This window comes from Isoptericola luteus (assembly GCF_020297055.1).
Taxonomy (GTDB): domain Bacteria; phylum Actinomycetota; class Actinomycetes; order Actinomycetales; family Cellulomonadaceae; genus Isoptericola; species Isoptericola luteus.
On record NZ_JAIXCQ010000002.1, the window covers coordinates 242,630 to 260,051 of the forward strand.

The 17,422-nt window shown below is 70.8% G+C and carries 11 protein-coding genes; 2 read left to right on the plus strand and 9 right to left on the minus strand.

Going from position 1 to position 17,422, the window contains the following annotated elements; all coding sequences use genetic code 11:
* Nucleotides 1–15: 15 nt before the first annotated feature.
* Complete coding sequence (locus LEP48_RS04115; RefSeq protein ID WP_225564309.1) at nucleotides 16–1,734, minus strand: RHS repeat-associated core domain-containing protein; 1,719 nt, start codon at nucleotides 1,732–1,734, stop codon at nucleotides 16–18.
* Between the two features lie 274 nt (nucleotides 1,735–2,008).
* On the opposite strand from LEP48_RS04115, the gene purU reads away from it, so the two are divergent.
* Nucleotides 2,009–2,884, plus strand: a complete 876-nt coding sequence (gene purU, locus LEP48_RS04120) for a formyltetrahydrofolate deformylase (protein ID WP_225564310.1) — start codon at nucleotides 2,009–2,011, stop codon at nucleotides 2,882–2,884.
* Between the two features lie 121 nt (nucleotides 2,885–3,005).
* Here the strand turns inward: purU and LEP48_RS04125 are convergent, their stop codons facing one another.
* Nucleotides 3,006–3,875, minus strand: a complete 870-nt coding sequence (locus tag LEP48_RS04125) for a VOC family protein (RefSeq protein ID WP_225564311.1) — start codon at nucleotides 3,873–3,875, stop codon at nucleotides 3,006–3,008.
* A 46-nt stretch (nucleotides 3,876–3,921) separates the two neighbouring features.
* On the minus strand, nucleotides 3,922–4,533 hold the full coding sequence (locus LEP48_RS04130; RefSeq protein ID WP_225564312.1) for an NADPH-dependent F420 reductase: 612 nt from the start codon (nucleotides 4,531–4,533) through the stop codon (nucleotides 3,922–3,924).
* Between the two features lie 102 nt (nucleotides 4,534–4,635).
* Between LEP48_RS04130 and LEP48_RS04135 the strand changes: the two genes are divergently transcribed.
* Nucleotides 4,636–5,127 carry a MarR family winged helix-turn-helix transcriptional regulator gene (locus LEP48_RS04135; RefSeq protein WP_225564313.1) on the plus strand — a complete coding sequence of 164 codons (492 nt, stop codon included), beginning with the start codon at nucleotides 4,636–4,638 and terminating at the stop codon, nucleotides 5,125–5,127.
* On the opposite strand, the gene LEP48_RS04140 is transcribed toward LEP48_RS04135, so the two are convergent.
* From LEP48_RS04140 to pulA, 6 genes are all read right to left on the minus strand, one after another.
* Nucleotides 5,111–5,845: an ATP-binding cassette domain-containing protein gene (locus LEP48_RS04140; protein WP_225564314.1), complete on the minus strand. Its 735-nt coding sequence runs from the start codon at nucleotides 5,843–5,845 to the stop codon at nucleotides 5,111–5,113. The genes LEP48_RS04135 and LEP48_RS04140 overlap by 17 nt on opposite strands.
* The gene (locus LEP48_RS04145) at nucleotides 5,842–7,035 is read right to left on the minus strand and encodes an ROK family transcriptional regulator (RefSeq protein WP_225564493.1); all 1,194 of its coding nucleotides are present in this window, start codon (nucleotides 7,033–7,035) and stop codon (nucleotides 5,842–5,844) included. Before LEP48_RS04145 ends, LEP48_RS04140 begins: the two co-directional genes overlap by 4 nt.
* Before the next feature lie 126 nt (nucleotides 7,036–7,161).
* Nucleotides 7,162–8,340: a multiple monosaccharide ABC transporter permease gene (mmsB, locus tag LEP48_RS04150; RefSeq protein WP_225564315.1), complete on the minus strand. Its 1,179-nt coding sequence runs from the start codon at nucleotides 8,338–8,340 to the stop codon at nucleotides 7,162–7,164.
* The gene (gene mmsA, locus LEP48_RS04155; RefSeq protein WP_225564316.1) at nucleotides 8,337–9,896 is read right to left on the minus strand and encodes a multiple monosaccharide ABC transporter ATP-binding protein; all 1,560 of its coding nucleotides are present in this window, start codon (nucleotides 9,894–9,896) and stop codon (nucleotides 8,337–8,339) included. Before mmsA ends, mmsB begins: the two co-directional genes overlap by 4 nt.
* Before the next feature lie 133 nt (nucleotides 9,897–10,029).
* Nucleotides 10,030–11,187 (minus strand): multiple monosaccharide ABC transporter substrate-binding protein, encoded by a 1,158-nt coding sequence (gene chvE, locus LEP48_RS04160; RefSeq protein ID WP_225564317.1) that lies wholly within the window; start codon nucleotides 11,185–11,187, stop codon nucleotides 10,030–10,032.
* Between the two features lie 312 nt (nucleotides 11,188–11,499).
* A complete protein-coding gene (gene pulA / locus LEP48_RS04165) occupies nucleotides 11,500–17,412 on the minus strand; it encodes a pullulanase-type alpha-1,6-glucosidase (RefSeq protein WP_225564318.1) in 5,913 nt (1,970 codons plus the stop codon).
* Nucleotides 17,413–17,422: the final 10 nt, after the last annotated feature.

The following is a 17,422-nucleotide window of genomic DNA, read 5'->3' on the forward strand; positions in this document are numbered from 1 at the left end:
CCCTCTCGACACCCTCTACCATTTCTCCTCGATCCTCTGGTTGATAGCACTCGCCGTGAAGAACCCGATGCCTGCACCAATTACTCCCCCGACTCCTGCCCCAATTGCCGTACCGACTCCAGGGAACAGCGATCCGATCGCGGCGCCCACAACCGCACCACCCTTTGCTAAACCCATGATTGCCGCAGTGTCGACCGCGGTCTTGGTTGCGGCCTCGCCCCATCCGTCTCCCGACTCATGGTAAGCCCAGACACCGATACCCACACCGGCGACCCCCAAGGCGCGCCCACCCCACTTGAGAGCCGGACTCTGCGCAAGGCTATTTACGGTCTGTGTAGTGCGGCTCGTCTTGAAAGATTGGGTCTGGCGTCCCCACGCGCTACGCATGCGCGTCTGGAGCCAGTAGGGGCGCACCTCTACCCGGTTCCACCGCTTCACACGCTCCAGGGCCGCAGCCGTCTCTTGCGGCCCCGACATCGCAACGGAGGCTGCGGTTGTTGTCGCCATGGCAGTCGCGTGCGCTCTCGATCGAATGTTCTTCGTGTGAGCTACAACCGACTTGTCCTTATACTTATTGAAGTGTCGATAAGCATGCCTCGTATAGCTCTCGCGCACCCGCACCGTCCCCCCAGCCTTCTTGGCCGTCTTCACACAGGAGGTGGCCTTTGAGCAGGTGTCGTACTTGCGCTTGTCGTTCTTCTGCTTCGGGTTGTATCCCACGTGCCCGGCGCCGATGGGGATCATCCCCGACGGGTCTGACCATGTCAGCGGGTTGTTGTTGGAGTACGCGTACGCGTTCCATTGCTGGGGGTCGGCCAGGTCCATGACGGGGTCGACTGAGATGAAGCGGCCGATGATCGGGTCGTAGTACCTCGCGCCGACCGCGACGAGACCGGTCGCGTCGGCGGTCTTGTCGAGGAACGTGCGGTCACCAGTCCAAGCCGCGGCAGCGCCTCGTGCCTGCCCGTACGGGTCGGTGTACCGACGTGAGACCGAATTGTTCGCCTGCGCCACCTGCAGGACACCGGTGCCGTGATGGTCCGCCACGATCGTGGTCTGGCCCGACGCACCGGCATCGGTACGCACCGCAACCGATTGTCCGTTGAACGCGAAGTACCGCTGAGCCGTCACCGTCGTGCCTGACAGTGACAGTTCCATCCCGCCAGGGAGGAGTACCGTCGTCGTCCCGTCCTGGGTGCGTGTCAACCGGTCACCGTCGGCCGTGTAGACGAACTGGCCCTTGGTCGTGTCACCTTCGGCGACCTTCGACAGCTCACCCTCGGCATCCCACGTCAACGTCTGCGCGGTCTTGCCCGCTACCTGCCGGGTGGTGGTGTTTCCGGTCGCGTCGTAGGAGTATGACGAGGTTCCCGAGGCCGTGCCGGAGGCCGTGACTGAGCTCACTGCGTGCGCCTGGGCCGATCCGGCCGCCGGATACGTGTAGGCCAGGGTGGTGTCCGTCCCACCCGCCGCGGTCGCGTGTTCCACCACGGCAGTGCGGTTGCCGACCTGGTCGAACGTGTAGCTCGTCCAGTACCCTGCTGCACCGCCGACCACCGAGGTGCTGGGCGTGGCCGCGCACGTGGCAGAGTCCTGCGACCAGGCCTGCGTGAGCCGCCGCAGCCCGTCATAGTCGAAGCACTGCACGTCTGCAGTCTCGCCTTCTGGTGCATCGGCGACACTCAGCACGTTCCCTGCCGCGTCGTACGTGTAGTGCGCGTCGTAGTCCCACACGCTCGCCTTCGCGCGCACCACCCACGAGTCCGTCAGCCGGCGATGCCTGACATGACCAGCGCAAGAAGACCACTTGACGCGACGACCCGTCCAAACCGCACCGAAGGCACCATCCCTGATATTCGACTGTGAACGACCCAAAACCTAGCGGTGAAGGTTGCCCACGGCACGGGGAACAGAGGGTGAAAGATTCGGACAATTCGGACTCCCCCAAGAGGCCGCCGTCCGCGGACACGTCGGGCGACGCACTCCGCGCGCGGGCCACAATGTCCCGGTGACGACCTTCGACCCTTCAGTACCGCCGCCCGCCACCGAGTGGGTGCTGACGCTGTCCTGCCCGGACCAGCCCGGCATCGTGCACGCCGTCGCGGGCGCGCTGGCCGAGCGCGGCGGGAACATCACCGAGTCCCAGCAGTTCGGCGACCCGGCGTCGGGTCTGTTCTTCATGCGTGTCCAGGTGCAGGCGGACGCCGGCCGTGCGGAGCTCGAGGCGGCCCTCGCCCCGGTGGTGGAGCGGTTCGCCATGACCTGGGAGCTGGACGTCGTCGGCCGACGACGCCGCACCCTGGTGCTGGTCAGCAAGGCGCCGCACTGCCTGGTGGACCTGCTGTACCGCGAGCGCTACCAGTCGATGCCGATCGACGTCGTCGGCGTGGTGGGCAACCACCGTGACCTGGAGGAGATCGCCGACTTCTACGGCAAGCCGTTCCACCACGTCCCGGTCACCCGGGACACCAAGGCGCAGGCGGAGGGCCGGCTGCGCGAGCTGGTCGCCGAGCTCGACGTCGAGGTCGTCGTCCTCGCCCGCTACATGCAGATCCTCTCGGACGAGCTGTGCCGCGACCTGTCCGGGCAGGTCATCAACATCCACCACTCGTTCCTGCCGTCGTTCAAGGGTGCACGCCCGTACGCCCAGGCCTACGACCGGGGCGTCAAGCTCATCGGCGCCACGTCGCACTACGTCACGGGCGACCTCGACGAGGGGCCGATCATCGAGCAGGACGTCGAGCGGGTCGACCACTCCCGCGCCGTGACGGACCTGGTGGCCATCGGTGAGGACGTCGAGCGCCGCACCCTGGCACGCGCCGTCCGGTGGCACGCCGAGCACCGCGTGCTGCTCGACGGCCACCGCACCGTCGTCTTCCACTGAGAGCTGCCTGAGCCCCGAGCGCCGAACAGGAGATTGACACCGTTATGCGGGCTGATCGGCCCGCATAACGGTGTCAATCTCCTGTTCGGCGCAAGAGCGAGGGCCGCAAGAACGGGGGCGGTCAGGCCACGGAGACCTCGACGAGGGTGTTCCACGGGTCGTCGAACCGCAGTGTCCGGCCGTCGTCGCGCAGCGGGATGCCGGCGTGCCGCAGCCGGTCGGCGAGGGCGCCGACCTCGTCGCGCGTCGGCACGGTGAGCGCCACCTGCCCGAGCCCGAGCGTGGCGGCCCGCGGCCCGGCCCCGGCACTGTTCCAGGTGTTCATCGCCATGTGGTGGTGGTATCCGCCCGCGGCGACGAACAGCGCGCCGTGGAAGGTGGCCATGACCTCGAACCCGAGCGTGTCCACGTAGAACTTCCGCGCCGTCGGGACGTCGCCCACCTGCAGGTGCACGTGCCCCACGTGGGCGGCCTGGTCGGCGGCGCCGGCCATCGCGTCCTCGGTGAGGTGGTGGCGCAGGAACTCCTGCGGGTCGAAGTAGTCGGAGCCCATCGCGACGCCCTGGCCGTCGCGCTGCCAGGTGTCGCGCGGCCGGTCCCAGTACAGCTCGATGCCGTTGTCCTCGGGGTCGGTGAAGTAGAACGCCCGCGAGACCCAGTGGTCCGCGTTGCCCGCGAACCGGGACAGCGGGTGCTGCGCGGCGTGCGCGACGGCGGCCGCGAGGCTCTCCTCGGTGTCGAACAGGATGGCGGTGTGGAACAGGCCCGCCTGGTTCCGCGCCGTCGGGGGCAGTCCCGGCGTGTGCCGGAGCACGACGACGGGGGTGCCGCCGCGACCGAGCACCACCCGGTCGGGCGCGCCGAGTGCCGGGATCTCCTCGAGCGCGATCGCCTCGCGGTAGTAGGCGCTCATCGCGCCGAGGTCCCCCACGTGCAGGGTGACGGCGCCCATCGCGGTCTCGGCCGCGAGCAGGTCGGTGGTGCTGGTCATGGTCGGCTCCTGACGCTGGTGCGAGGACGGGGCGGGGCGGGGCGGCTCAGAGCAGTGCGAACCCGGTGGTCCACTGCGTCCTCTCGCCGGCGGCGAGGGTGAGCTGCAGGAACCCGAGGGCTTCGAGCTCGCGGGCACGGCGCAGGGAGCCGGCGTCGACGACGCGGACGGCGGACCCGTCGAGCGCCGCGGTGAGCGCGGCCTTCGCGTCGGCGTCGTCGCCCGCCACCAGGACGGTCGTGGTCACGTCACCGACGGTGCCGCTGGCGAGCGTGGCGGCGAAGTTGGTGTTGAACGCCTTGAGCACCGTCGCGCCGGGCAGCTTCGCGGCGAGCTCGGCGGCGGCCGAGGAGTCGGCCGGGACGACGAGGGAGTCGAAGGTCGAGAAGTCGAGCGGGTTGGTGATGTCGACGACGGTCCGCCCGGCGAGCTGGTCGCCGTAGGTGGCGACGACGTCGTCCAGGGCGGGGTACGGGAGCGCGAGGACGACGATGTCGCCGGTCAGCGCGTCGCCGAACGAGGCCGTGGTCACGGCGGGGTCGACGGCGACCTTGGCCTGGTCGCGGGCGACGACCTGGACGTCGTTGCCCCCGGCGAGCGCGAGGCCCGCGATCGCGGTGCCCATGTTCCCGCTGCCGACGATGCTGATGGTGGCCATGGTTCCTCCTAGGGTCCGCGCCGCACCCGATTGGTTGACGCTACAACAAACCTACGCCGCTATAGTTGTATCGTCAACCTTTGCGGCCGAGACGGGGACCACATGACGACGAGCACCAGAGACGAGCCGCGATGGCTGGACGACGAGCAGATGCGCAGCTGGCTCCGGCTGCAGGCGGTGATCGAGCTCCTTCCCGCGGCCCTCGACCACCAGCTGCGCCGGGACGCCGACCTCACCCACTTCGAGTACATCGTGCTCGCGATGCTCTCGGAGGCACGCGACCACGAGCTGCGCATGAGCGAGCTGGCGCGTCGCACGAGCGCCACGCTCCCCCGCCTCTCGCACGTCGCACGACGGCTGGAGGCGCGCGGGTACCTCGAGCGCGCCACCGACCCCGACGACAGGCGAGCGACGATCGCGTGCCTCACCGCCCCAGGCCTGCGGAAGGTCGTCGAGACCGCGCCCGGCCACGCCCGCACCGTCCTGGAGAACGTCTACGACGACCTCGACGCCGACGAGGTCACGGCGCTCTCGACCACGCTCGGCAAGGTCCTGGCCCGTCTCGACCCAGGGCCGGTCAGATCGCGCCGGTGATCGCGGCGAGGATCGTCTCGTGAGGCTCGCTGCCCGGGAACGAGCCGTTGTTGCGGCCGTGCCGCAGCACCTCGACGCGGTCCGCGACCGCGCGGACGTCGTTGAGGTTGTGACTGATGAGGATGACGCCCAGCCCCAGCTCCCGCAGGCGCTCGATGTGGGTGAGCACCTCGGCGGTCTGCGCCACGGACAGGGCGGCCGTGGGCTCGTCGAGCACGACGATGCGCGGGGAGCCGATGAGCGTGCGCGCGATCGCGACCGCCTGGCGCTGCCCGGCGGAGAGGTGCCGCAGCGGCGTGCGCACCGACGGGATGCGCACGGTGAGGTGGTCGAGCAGCCGCCGTGTCTCCGTCTCCATCTCGCCGTCGTGCAGCATCCCTCCGCGGCTGCGCAGCTCCTGGCCGAGGAACACGTTGGCCGTCACGTCGAGGTTCTCGCACACGGCCAGGTCCTGGAAGACGCTCGCCACGCCCAGGTGGTTAGCCACCGACGGGCTCGACACGCTCACGGGCTCGCCGCCGATCTCCACCTGGCCGGTGCTGGGCGCGAGCACGCCCGCGATCACCTTCGCCAGCGTCGACTTGCCGGCGCCGTTGTCGCCGACGAGCGCGACCACCTCGTGCGCGTGCACCTCGAGGTCGACGTCGACCAGCGCCTCGACGGCGCCGAAGTACCGGCTCACCTCGCGCAGCGCGAGCAGCGGGATCCGTTCGTTCACTGGCCTTCCTCCCGCACCCTGGGCTGGGCCACGGCATCGTCCTTGGGCTCGAACACGTCGGTGTGTGCGAGGGCGAGCGCCAGTGCCCCCTCGAGCTCGGAGCGCGTCCCGAGCCCGGCGGGCACCACGTCCAGCGGCGTGATGGCCGCCAGCAGCGTCCGTCGGCGCAACGCCTCGCGCAGCGGCGACAGGAAGACGTCACCGGTCTGGGCGAGCGCGCCGCCCACGACGACGATCTCCGGGTTGAACGCCGTCGCCAGGGAGGCGACGACGCCGCCGGTCACCCTACCCGCGTCGGCGACGATCTCGCGGCAGCCGGGGTCGTCGTCGTTGGCCAGCCGTACGACGTCGCGCAGCGTGAGGTTCCCGTGGCTGCTGCGCAGCGGCTCGAGCAGCGCCCGGTCCCCCACGACCGTGTCCAGGCAGCCGCGGCTGCCGCACGCGCAGATGTTGCCCGCCGGGTCCACCTGGACGTGGCCGATCTCGCCGGCCGTCCCGGCGACCCCGCGGTGCACGCGGCCGCCCAGCACGATCCCCGCGCCGACGCCGTGCCCGGCACGCACGTAGACAGCGTCGTGCGCCTCGCGCGCGGCACCCACCGTGCTCTCGGCGAGCGCGCCCAGGTTCGCGTCGTTGTCGACGAAGACCGGCCGCGCGAGACGCTTCGAGAGCACCTGTGCGACGGGGACGCCGTCCCAGCCGCGCAGGATCCCGCGCACCGTGACCTGCCCGGACGACGCGTCGACGGGCGCCGGGATGCCCACGCCGATGCCGAGCACCTCGTCGAGCCCGGCGCCGACGCGCTCCAGCAGGTCCACCAGGAGCAGGGCGGCCCGGTCCAGGCTGGTGTCGGCGCGGTGCTCGGCGGGCAGCGGCAGCACCTGCTCGGCGAGGACCTCGTGCGAGACGTCGGCGACCGCCACCGCCAGGTGCCGGACGCCGACGAGCACCCCGGCCACCAGGCCGACGCGGTGCGCGAGCGTGACGAGCTGGGCGCGCCGCCCGGAGCGGATCGTGTTGCGGACCTCGACGAGGCCACCGCCCACGAGCTCCTTGACGATGGTCGACACGGTCGCCGGGGAGAGCCCCGTCGCGCCGGTCAGCTCGACCTGGGTCAGCCCGCCGTGGCGCTTGACCGCGTCGACGACGCGGGCACGGTTCGCCTCGCGCAACGAGGACTGCGACCCCATCGGCAGCCGTCCTCTCACGCCCGGAAGTCTATGGTGCGACGACGCGCGGGACGACGGTCCTTTGTCGCCCCGCGCGTCGTGACGCCGGTGGCCCGGCCGGGCGACGTCGCGCCCGGCCGATCCCGGTCAGCGGGCGACGCTCGCGCGCCGCTTGTTGTAGATGTCGAACGCCACGGCCAGCAGCAGCACCAGGCCCTTGACGACCTGCTGCATCGACTGCGGCACGCCCATGAGCTGCATGCCGTTCGACATGACGGCCATGATCAGGCCACCGATCATCGCGCCGCCGACGCGGCCGACGCCGCCCGTCGTGGACGCGCCACCGATGAAGCAGGCGGCGATCGCGTCGAGCTCGAACATGTTGCCGGCGCCCGGCTGGGCGCCGTTCATGCGCGAGGAGTAGACGATGCCGGCCACCGAGGCGAGCACGCCCATGTTCACGAAGATCCAGAAGTTGATCTTCTTGACCTTGACGCCGGACAGCTCCGCGGCGTGGACGTTGCCGCCCACGGCGTACACGTGGCGACCGAACACGGACTTCTGCGTGATGAGCGTGTACGCGATGATCAGCACGGCGAGGATGATCAGCACGACGGGCAGGCCGCGCGAGATCGAGAGCTGGTAGCCGAACCACATGACCAGGGCCGCGACCGCCAGGAGCTTGACCACGAACAGCGGCATCGACTCGACGGTCTGCTGGTAGGCGATCTTGCCCTGCCGGGTGCGCCACTGGCCGATCGCGTAGCCGACCACGCCGATCGCGAAGACGACCAGCGTGAAGACGTCGAACCCGTATCCGCCCAGCAGCCCGTTGAGGAACCCGTTGGCGATGTCCTGGTAGATGCCGCCGAACGGCGAGAGCGAGGCGTTGTCGAGCACGAGGAACGTCAGGCCGCGGAACAGCAGCATGCCCGCCAGCGTCACGATGAAGCCGGGGATCCCGACGTAGGCGACCCAGAAGCCCTGCCAGACACCGACCAGCGCCCCGACCACGAGCGCGGCGATGACGCCCACGTACCAGGGCATCCCGTTGCGGACGACGACCACGGCACTGACGGCGCCGGTCAGGGCGACCACCGACCCGACGGACAGGTCGATCTGCCCGGCCACGATGATCATGACCATGCCGATCGCCAGGATCAGGATGTACGAGTACTGCAGGACGATGTTCGTGAGGTTCCCGGGAGACAGGAAGTTCGGGTTCAGCACGGCGAACAGCACGGAGATCGCGATGAAGGCGATGACGATGCCGCTCTGGCGCATGTTCCGGGTCAGGATGTCCCGGACCGAGTCGATGGCGTTCATGAGGCGGTTTCCTTCGTGGGCAGGGGCTGGTCCCGTTCGATCGTCATGAGCTCCATGAGGCGCTCCTGCGTCGCCTCGGCGACGGGGAGCTCACCGGTGATCCGACCGAAGGCGAGGGTGTACACGCGGTCGCAGATGCCGAGCAGCTCGGGCAGCTCCGAGGAGATGACGACGACCGCCTTCCCCGCGGCCACCATCTTGTTGATGATCGTGTAGATCTCGTACTTGGCGCCGACGTCGATGCCGCGGGTGGGCTCGTCGAGGATGAGCACGTCCGGGTCGGTGTACAGCCACTTGGACAGCACGACCTTCTGCTGGTTGCCGCCCGAGAGCTTGCCGACGCTGTCCAGGACGTTGGGGGTCTTGATGTTCAGGGAGTTGCGGTACTCCTCCGCGACCCGGAGCTCCTCGTTGCCGTTGACCCAGCCGCGCGGGGCGAGCTTGTCCAGGGCGGCCGCCGAGATGTTGTGCCGGATGTCGTCGATGAGGTTCAGGCCATAGTGCTTGCGGTCCTCGGTGGCGTAGGCCAGGTTGTGCGAGATCGCCTCGGCGACGTTGCGGACCTGGATCTTCTTCCCGTCCTTGTAGACGTCGCCGCGGATGTTGCGGCCGTAGGTGCGGCCGAAGATGCTCATGGCCAGCTCGGTGCGGCCCGCGCCCATGAGCCCCGCGAGGCCGATGACCTCGCCCGCCCGGACGTGGAACGACGCGTCGAGGATGATCTGACGGCCGAGCTGCGTCGGGTGGTCGACGCTCCAGTTCTCGACCCGCAGCACCTCGTCACCGACCACGGCGGTCCGCTCGGGGTAGCGGTGCTCGAGGTCACGGCCGACCATCCCGCGGATGATGCGGTCCTGCGTCGAGCCGGGCTCCGACATGTCGATCGTCTCGATCGTCCTGCCGTCGCGGATGATCGTGGTGCGGTCGGCGATCTCCTCGATCTCGTTGAGCTTGTGCGAGATGATGATCGAGGTGATCCCGTGCTCCTTCAGCGACCGCAGCAGCCCGAGCAGGTGCTCGGAGTCGGTGTCGTTGAGGGCCGCGGTCGGCTCGTCGAGGATGAGCAGCTTGACCTCCTTCGAGAGCGCCTTGGCGATCTCGATGAGCTGCTGCTTGCCGACGCCGAGCGTGCCGACGGGGGTGGTCGGGTTCTCGTCCAGGCCCACGCGCTTCAGCAGCGCGGCGGCCTTGTGGTTCGCGGCGTTCCAGTCGATCATCCCGAGACGGTTGCGCGTCTCGTTGCCGAGGAAGATGTTCTCGGCGACCGACAGGAACGGCACCAGGGCAAGCTCCTGGTGGATGATGACGACGCCGCGCCGCTCCGAGTCCGAGATGGACCCGAACTCGGCCGGGGCGCCGTCGAAGACGATCTCGCCGTCGTAGGTGCCGTGCGGGTAGACGCCCGAGAGCACCTTCATGAGCGTGGACTTCCCCGCGCCGTTCTCGCCGCAGATGGCGTGGATCTCGCCCTGCTCGACGGTGAGGGTAACGTCCGACAGCGCCTTGACGCCCGGGAACTCCTTGGTGATGGAGCGCATCTCCAGAATCGTGCTCATCTGCGCTCTCGTCCCTCCTTCAGTGGGGTGCGCCGTCGCGGAACGCGGCCGCGGCGAGCCCTGGGGAGGGCCCGCCCGTCGCCGCGGACGGCGACGGGCGGGCCCGTCCGTGATGAGGCCGAAGCCCCGAGGATCAGTCCGCGGTCTGGCCGGACTCGACCTCTTCGGCCGTGTAGTACCCGGCGTCGATGAGCACCGGCGCGATGTCCTCGGCGAACACCGTCTGGACCTCCAGCAGGTACGACGGGACGACCTTGACGCCGTTGTCGTACGTCTCGGTGTCGTTCGCCTCAGGCTCCTCGCCGTTGACGAAGGACTCGGTGGCCTTCACGGCCTGCTCGGCGAGGAGGCGGGTGTCCTTGAAGATGGTCGAGGACTGCACGCCGTCGTTGATGAGCTTGATGTTGGCGATCTCGGCGTCCTGCCCGGTGACGACCGGCAGGCCCTCCTCGAGCGTCGGGCCCATGCCCGCGCCCTGGAGCGCGTTGATGATGCCGCGGGAGAGCACGTCGGCCGGCGCGAGCACGCCGTCCAGCTCCTCGCCGCCGGAGTACGTGGAGGTCAGCAGGTCCTCCATGCGGCTCTGGGCCGTCTCGAGCTCCCAGCGCAGCGTGGCGACCTGGTCGAACTCGGTCTGCTTCGACGGGACGCTGACGACGCCCGAGTCCATGTACGGCTTGAGCGTGTCCATCGCACCGTTGAAGAAGAAGTGCGAGTTGTTGTCGTCGGGCGAGCCGGCGAAGAGCTCGATGTTGAACGGGCCCTTCTCGTCGGTCTCGTTGCCGTCCGCGTCCAGGACGCCGAGGCCACGCAGCAGCGCGTTCGCCTGGGCGACGCCGACCGCGTAGTTGTCGAACGTCGTGTAGAAGTCGACGTTCTCGCTGTCACGGATGAGGCGGTCGTAGGCGATGACCGGGATGTTCGCCGCGGCGGCCGCGTCGAGCTGGCTGGTCAGGGCCGTGCCGTCGATCGAGGCGACGATCAGGGCGTCGACGCCCGCGGTGATCATGGCGTCGATCTGCTGGGTCTGGGTGGGGATGTCGTCGTTGGCGAACTGCAGGTCGACCGTGTAGCCGAGCCCCTCCAGACCCTCCTTGACGTTGTTGCCGTCCTGGATCCAGCGCTCGTAGGTCTGCGTCGGCATGGCGACGCCGACCTTGACCTCCTCGTCACCGTTGCCCGCGGCCCCGTCCCCGGAGCCGCTCCCGGCACCCTCTCCACCGCAGGCGGTCAGTGCCAGCGTCAGCGCCGCTCCGGCGGCCACCGCGCTCATGGTCCTGGCGAGTCGCATCCTCGCGCTCCTTCTCGTCGTCGAGTGTCCCCCGGCGGCGAGGTTCGCCGCCGGCGCCCGTCCCGTCCAGGCGACCCTGGCCGGCGAACTGGTCCGCGTCCCAGCGTGATGTCTTCGAGTTCCGAAGTCAAAGCCGCAGGCGTAACGATCTGGTCACAGGCGCGGCGACCAGCGGGTCAGCACCGTCCTGACCGGGTGAAATGCCCTGGGCCGCACGAAACGAGCCGGGAGGGCGCCCGTGGCGGGCACCCTCCCGGCTCGAACCGCTTCGTTCGCACCCCGAACTCAAGGTGCGCCGGCGACCGCCACCCGTCAGCGCTGGCGGTCCACCAGCACCGCCACGGTCCGGGCGGGCACGGTCACCGTGCCGGAGCCCTCGTCCCACCTGGTGTGACGCACCACCGGGTCGCTGCCGTTCCGCTGCACCGACGACAGACGGTAGTCCCGCCCGGCCAGCTCGGGCACCTCGACGGTCACCGCGTCCGCCGAGGCGTTGAACACCGTGAGCACCCCGTCGAGGCGCCGGTCGACGTCGCGCCCCACGGTGTCGTCCACCGACATCGCGATCACGCCCGGCACGGCGCCCGGCCCCGCGGCGGGGAAAGACACCTTCTGCTCGACGAGCCGCGCGCTGCCGAGCCGGAACAGGTCCGTCGACGAGCGCAGCTCCAGCAGCTCCCGCGAGGCCTCGGACGCCGTCCGGATGTCGGCAGGTGCCGGCTTGAGGTCCGGGTCCGCCAGCAGCGGGCCCAGCACCGGCCAGGCCTCGGAGTTGTCCGCCGCGGGCGGCAGCCCGCGGCCGAACCCGTTGTCCCGCCCCGACCAGTCGATCGCGTTGAACCAGTCGCCCGAGTCGTACGAGTTCCGGTCCAGGGACTTGCTGCGCAGCAGGTCCGTGCCGGCGTGCCAGAACGACGGGGTCTGGGCCAGGGCGGTCGTCGCGAGCGAGACGGTGTTCATCCGCACCCTGTCGTCCATCGACGTGGACTGCGGCAGCTTGAGCGTCAACAGGTCGAACAGCGTCTCGTTGTCGTGCGCGTCGACATAGGTGACCACCTCCTCGGGCGAGTCCGCGTACCCCGCGGGCGACCCGCGGTAGTCGAGGTCCTCGCCCTTCGTGACCTCGCCGTCGGACGCCACGAACGCGAAGTCGCGCAGGTTGCCGGCGAGCCCCAGGCGCACCAGGTCGGTCTGGTGGCCGAGGTCGGCGGCCTCGTCGTCGGACCCGTCGTTCACGCTGCCCGGCTCGCCGGTGCGGGCCTCCCGCCCGTTCGGGTCGGTGAAGAGCCCGGTGCCGAAGCCCTGGGTGAACCGCGACGCCGCGTCCACCGGCGAGCCGCCGTGCACGGCGTCACGCAGGCGGTCGCTGAAGGTGCCGATCCCGGTGCCCCCGAGCTGGCCCTGCGTGGCCTGGGTGAACAGGGCGTTGTCCGCGACCTCGCCGAAGTTCCAGCCCTCGCCGTACAGGTAGACGGCCGACCCGTCGACGCCGTCCTCGCGCGGCGTCAGCGCGTCCAGCGCCGCGCGCACCGCCTCCATGTTCTCCCGGCTGTGGTGGCCCATGAGGTCGAAGCGGAAGCCGTCCACCTTGTAGTCCCGGGCCCACGTCACCACCGAGTCGACCATGAGCCTGCCGGCCATCGCGTGCTCGGTCGCCACGTTCTGGCAGCAGGTGCTCGTCTCGACGGCACCCGTGGTCGGGTGCAGCCGGTGGTAGTACCCGGGGACGACCTTGTCGAGCACGCTCTTCGCGTCCTGCCCGCTCGCCGCCGTGTGGTTGAACACCTGGTCGAGCACCACCTGCAGGCCCGCGTCGTGCAGCGAGCCCACCATCGTGCGGAACTCGGCCACGCGCTCTCCCCCGTCCGGCGCGGTCGCGTACGAGCCCTCCGGCACGGAGAAGTGGTACGGGTCGTAGCCCCAGTTGAAGCCGTCCTCGGCGGCCACCTCGGCCACCGCCGCCTGCTGCTCGTCGGAGTCCGGGGCGAACCCGGTCAGGTCGCCGGTGGTCGCCTGGTCCGCGCGGTCCTCGGGGATCGTCGCGATGTCGAACGTCGGCAGCAGGTGCACGGTGGTCAGGCCCGCGCGCTCGAGCGCGCGCAGGTGCCGCATGCCGTCCGAACGCTTCTCGGCGAACGCGAGGTAGGTGCCCCGGCGGTCGGCCCGCACGGTCTCGTCGGTGATCGAGAAGTCCCGCACGTGCAGCTCGTAGATCGTCTGGTCCACCGGCCGCTCGACGACCGGCTGGCGCGAGGAGCGCCAGACCTTCGGCTGCCACCGGCGGTCGGAGAGGTCGACCACGACCGAGTGCGTCGAGTCGAGCGTCAGGCCCACCGAGTACGGGTCGGTGACGACGTTGGTCTCCACCTGCCCGGTGCCGGGCACGTACACCTCGACCTCGTACCGGTACCGCGCGCCGTCCCAGCCGTGCCTCGTGGCGTGCTTCGACCCGAGCTTCTTCGCGGACCGCGAGCCGTCCAGCGTCCACGACCCGTCGTCCTGGCGGGCGGTGTCGAAGCGCACGGGGTCGTCGTCGAGGTCACGCCCGGCCGGCCAGACCAGCAGGTCGACGTCCTGCGCCGTCGGCGCCCACAGCGCGAACGAGGCCCACCTGCCGTTGCGGTGCACCTGGACGCCGAGCTCCCGGTCGTGGGCAGCCTGCGCGTACAGGTCGTCCAGCACCCCGGGCACCTGCACGCCGGTGGCCGCCGTCAGGCCGTCGCCGGACGCCCGGGTCAGCAGGAGCTGGCCCGTGAGCAGCGCCTCGGCGTCGGCCCGGCCCACGGGCTCGCCGTCCTCGCCGACGAGCGCCAGGGCGGTGTGGCCCGCGAGCGCCGGGAAGTCTTGGGCGACGTCGTCGGGCACGTCGCCCCCTGCCTCGAGCGTCCAGGCCGCCGCACCGTCCGGCAGGTCGCCGCCGTCCGGGCCTCGCACCTGCCCGTCGGCCACGGCGAGCCCTCCGCCGGGCGCCGTCCAGAGCCGCCAGTCGTCACCGGCGCCGAGGCCGCCCGGCACCAGCAGCAGACCCTCGCGGACCCAGTGCGCGGCCTGCTGGCCCGTCCCGGGCAGCGGCGGGTTCGCGGTCTCGATCGTCAGCACGTGGGAGGCGAGGTCGTAGGTGAACACCACGTGCTCGCCGTCGCCCACGCTGAAGGCGTAGTTGGCGCCGTCGGGCGCCCCGCCCACGCCGTAGTTCTCGGCCCAGCTCAGCCCGTGCGCCACCTTGACCTCGTACGCGCCCGCGTCCAGCGCGTCCGTGGACCAGGTGTACGTGCCGTCACCGTCCGGGTCCTTGAGCCAGGAGGCCAGGCAGTCCGGCGCCCACGCGCCCGGGCAGCCCACCTGGTCCTGGAACGACCCCGCCAGCGTGATGACCGGGCCCTGTGCGGTGGAGGAGAAGTCGTGGCTCACCGGGTCCCAGTAGAACGTGACCTCGCCGCCGTCGTGCGTGTACGCGGCGTTGCCGCCGCCGGGAGCGCCGCCGACGCCGTAGTTGACGTCCCAGGACCCGTTGAGCGCGACCTTGTACTCGTGGTCGCCGGCCGGCAGGTCGAACGTCCCGGCCCAGACGCCGTCGGGCCGCTCGGTCAGGCGGGCCGCCTCGCAGTCGGGCGTCCAGTCCCCGGCGCAGCCCATCTCGCTGTTGTGGCTGCCGGGCACGGTGACCATGTCGATCTCCGGCTCGGGCTCGACGTCGCCGACCACGCCGGAGACGTCCACGCCCACGGAGGCGAACGTCGAGGCCGCCGCACGGTCGCCGTCGGCGTCCTGCGTCACCGCGCGGTACTCCACGAGCGTCCCCGCGGCGAGCCCGTCGACGTCGTGGAACAGCCGCGGCGTGGTGTCCTCGGCCGTGCCCAGCGCGGACCACTCGTCCGTGCCCACCTCGCGCCAGGCGAACGACGTCTCGGACCACGCGTCGTCGTCGACGTCGGCCGCGACCGGCGCGGTGCCGCTCACCGCGGCGCCGGCCGCGGGGACGGCGACCTCGAGGGTGCCGTCGCTCTGCGCGCCGACGGTGCGGTCGGCGCGCAGCACGACGACGGAGGCGCCGGGCACGCGGACGGTGACCGAGCCGGCCGAGTCCGCCGTCACGCCCTGGCCGTCGCCCCCGAGCGCGCCGTACAGCACCTCGTAGGACGCACCGGGCGTGAGGGTCGTGAACGTGGCCTCGCGCTCGTCGGCCGCGTTGTTCGCCGCGACCAGGTGCTCCACCTTCTCGGTGCGGTCCACGCGGCTGAAGGCGTAGATCCCGGCCCCGTTCTCGGCGTACCGCTCCAGCTGGGCGCCCGTGGCGAGCGCCGGGTGCGCCTCGCGCAGCGCGGCAAGCCCGGCGACGTGCCTGTACAGCGGGGCGTCGGTGTCGTACCGGTCGACGCTGCCCGCCTGCTCGCCGGTGACGAGGGGCTGGTCGGCGTAGGCGTCCACCTGCGTGGCGAAGAGCGTCTGGCGGGCGTCCTTGTCCCCGCCCGTGCCGGCGAACCCCTGCTCGTCGCCGTAGTAGACGACCGGCTGGCCGCGTGTGAGGTACATCAGCTCGTGCGCCAGCTCGTCACGCGCCAGTGCGTCGTCGGTGCCCGCGAGCATGTAGCCGACCCGGCCCATGTCGTGGTTCCCGAGGAACGTGGGCAGCGCCGCCGCCGACGTCGTCGGGGTGGTGTAGCGGTCGTCGCTCGCGAACAGGCCGGCCAGGCCCCGTGCGCTGTTGCCGCTGGCGTAGCTCGTCGCGGCGGCCTGGAACGAGAAGTCGAGCACCGAGCTCATGGCGGTGTCCCGCACGTAGGGGGAGGTCTTGGCCGCGTCGGCGTCGTACACCTCACCGAACATGAAGAAGTCGTCCTTGCCGCGGGAGTGGGCGTAGTCCATGACCTCGGCGGACCACGTCTCCCAGAACTCCGGGTTCACGTGCTTGACCGTGTCGATGCGGAAGCCGTCGATGCCGAGGTCGATCCAGTCGCTGTAGACGTCGACGAAACCGTCGACGACCGTCGGGTCCTCGGTCATGAGGTCGTCCAGCCCGTCGAAGTCCCCGAACGTGACCGACTCGCCCGTCCACGTCGAGTTGCCCCGGTTGTGGTAGAGCGTCGGGTCGTTGAGCCAGGCCGGCACCTTGACGTCGGCGTCCTCGGGCGCCACCACCGGCGTGTACGGGAACGACGTCGCGGCGTCGAGCTCCGGGAAGTCGGCCGATCCCGCGACCTCGCCCGGGTCAAAGGCGTTCCCCGCCGCGTCGAGGTACGGCGAGGTCTCCTGGTCGACGTAGGAGTACTCCCCTTCGGCGTAGTCCACGACGTCGGCCGTGTGGTTGGTGATGATGTCGAAGTAGACCTTGATGCCCCGCTCGTGGGCGTCCGCGATGAGCGCCTCGAGCTCCGCGTTCGTGCCCAGGTGCGGGTCGATCCGCGTGAAGTCCGTGATCCAGTACCCGTGGTACCCGGCGCTCGCGTCGGCGCCCGTGCCCTGCACGGGGCGGTTGAGGAACGACGGCGTCAGCCAGATCGCCGTCGTCCCCAGACCCTCGACGTAGTCCAGCTTCTCGCGGAGGCCCGCCAGGTCACCGCCGGAGTAGAACCCCTTGTCCGTGGGGTCGAAGCCGTGGTCGAGGCGGTCGCCGTCGAGCCCGCCGGTGTCGTTGGAGGCGTCGCCGTTCGCGAACCGGTCGGTCATGACGAAGTAGAACCGCTCGTCCGATCCCGCCTGCCGCACCGGGGGCGCGACGATGCCGGCGTCCGCGTCCTCGTCGTAGGCGCCGGCCAGCGTGAGCGGCGTCAGGGCGATGCGGTGCGTCGTGTCGTCGTAGGTGACCCGGACGCGGGCGTCGCCGCCGAGCACGAGCGGCGCGTCGGCGTCCGTGCCGTCCCGGCCGTACGACTCGTCCCAGGCGTCGTCGAGCGCCACCTTGTACGCGTACGTACCGGCGGGCAGGTCGAACTCGCCCGTGAAGGTGCCGTCGGCGGCCGGGGTGAGCTCCGTCGCCGCGCACGCCGGGTCCCAGTCGGCGGGGCACCCGAGCTCGGTCTGCAGGTCGCCCACCAGCGCCGCGGTGCGCTCGGCCGCGGAGGCCGGGGCCGCGGAGGCCGTCGCGCCCGCCAGGCCCGCGGCAGCGGCGGGCACGGTGAGGGCGAGGGCGGTCAGCGCGGCCGCGGCCCGGCGGGACGCGCGCCGCGGTGTGGTCGCCGGTGCCGGCTCCGGAGCGGTCGCGGGCGGTCGGGTGGCACGGGGCATGGGAAGACTC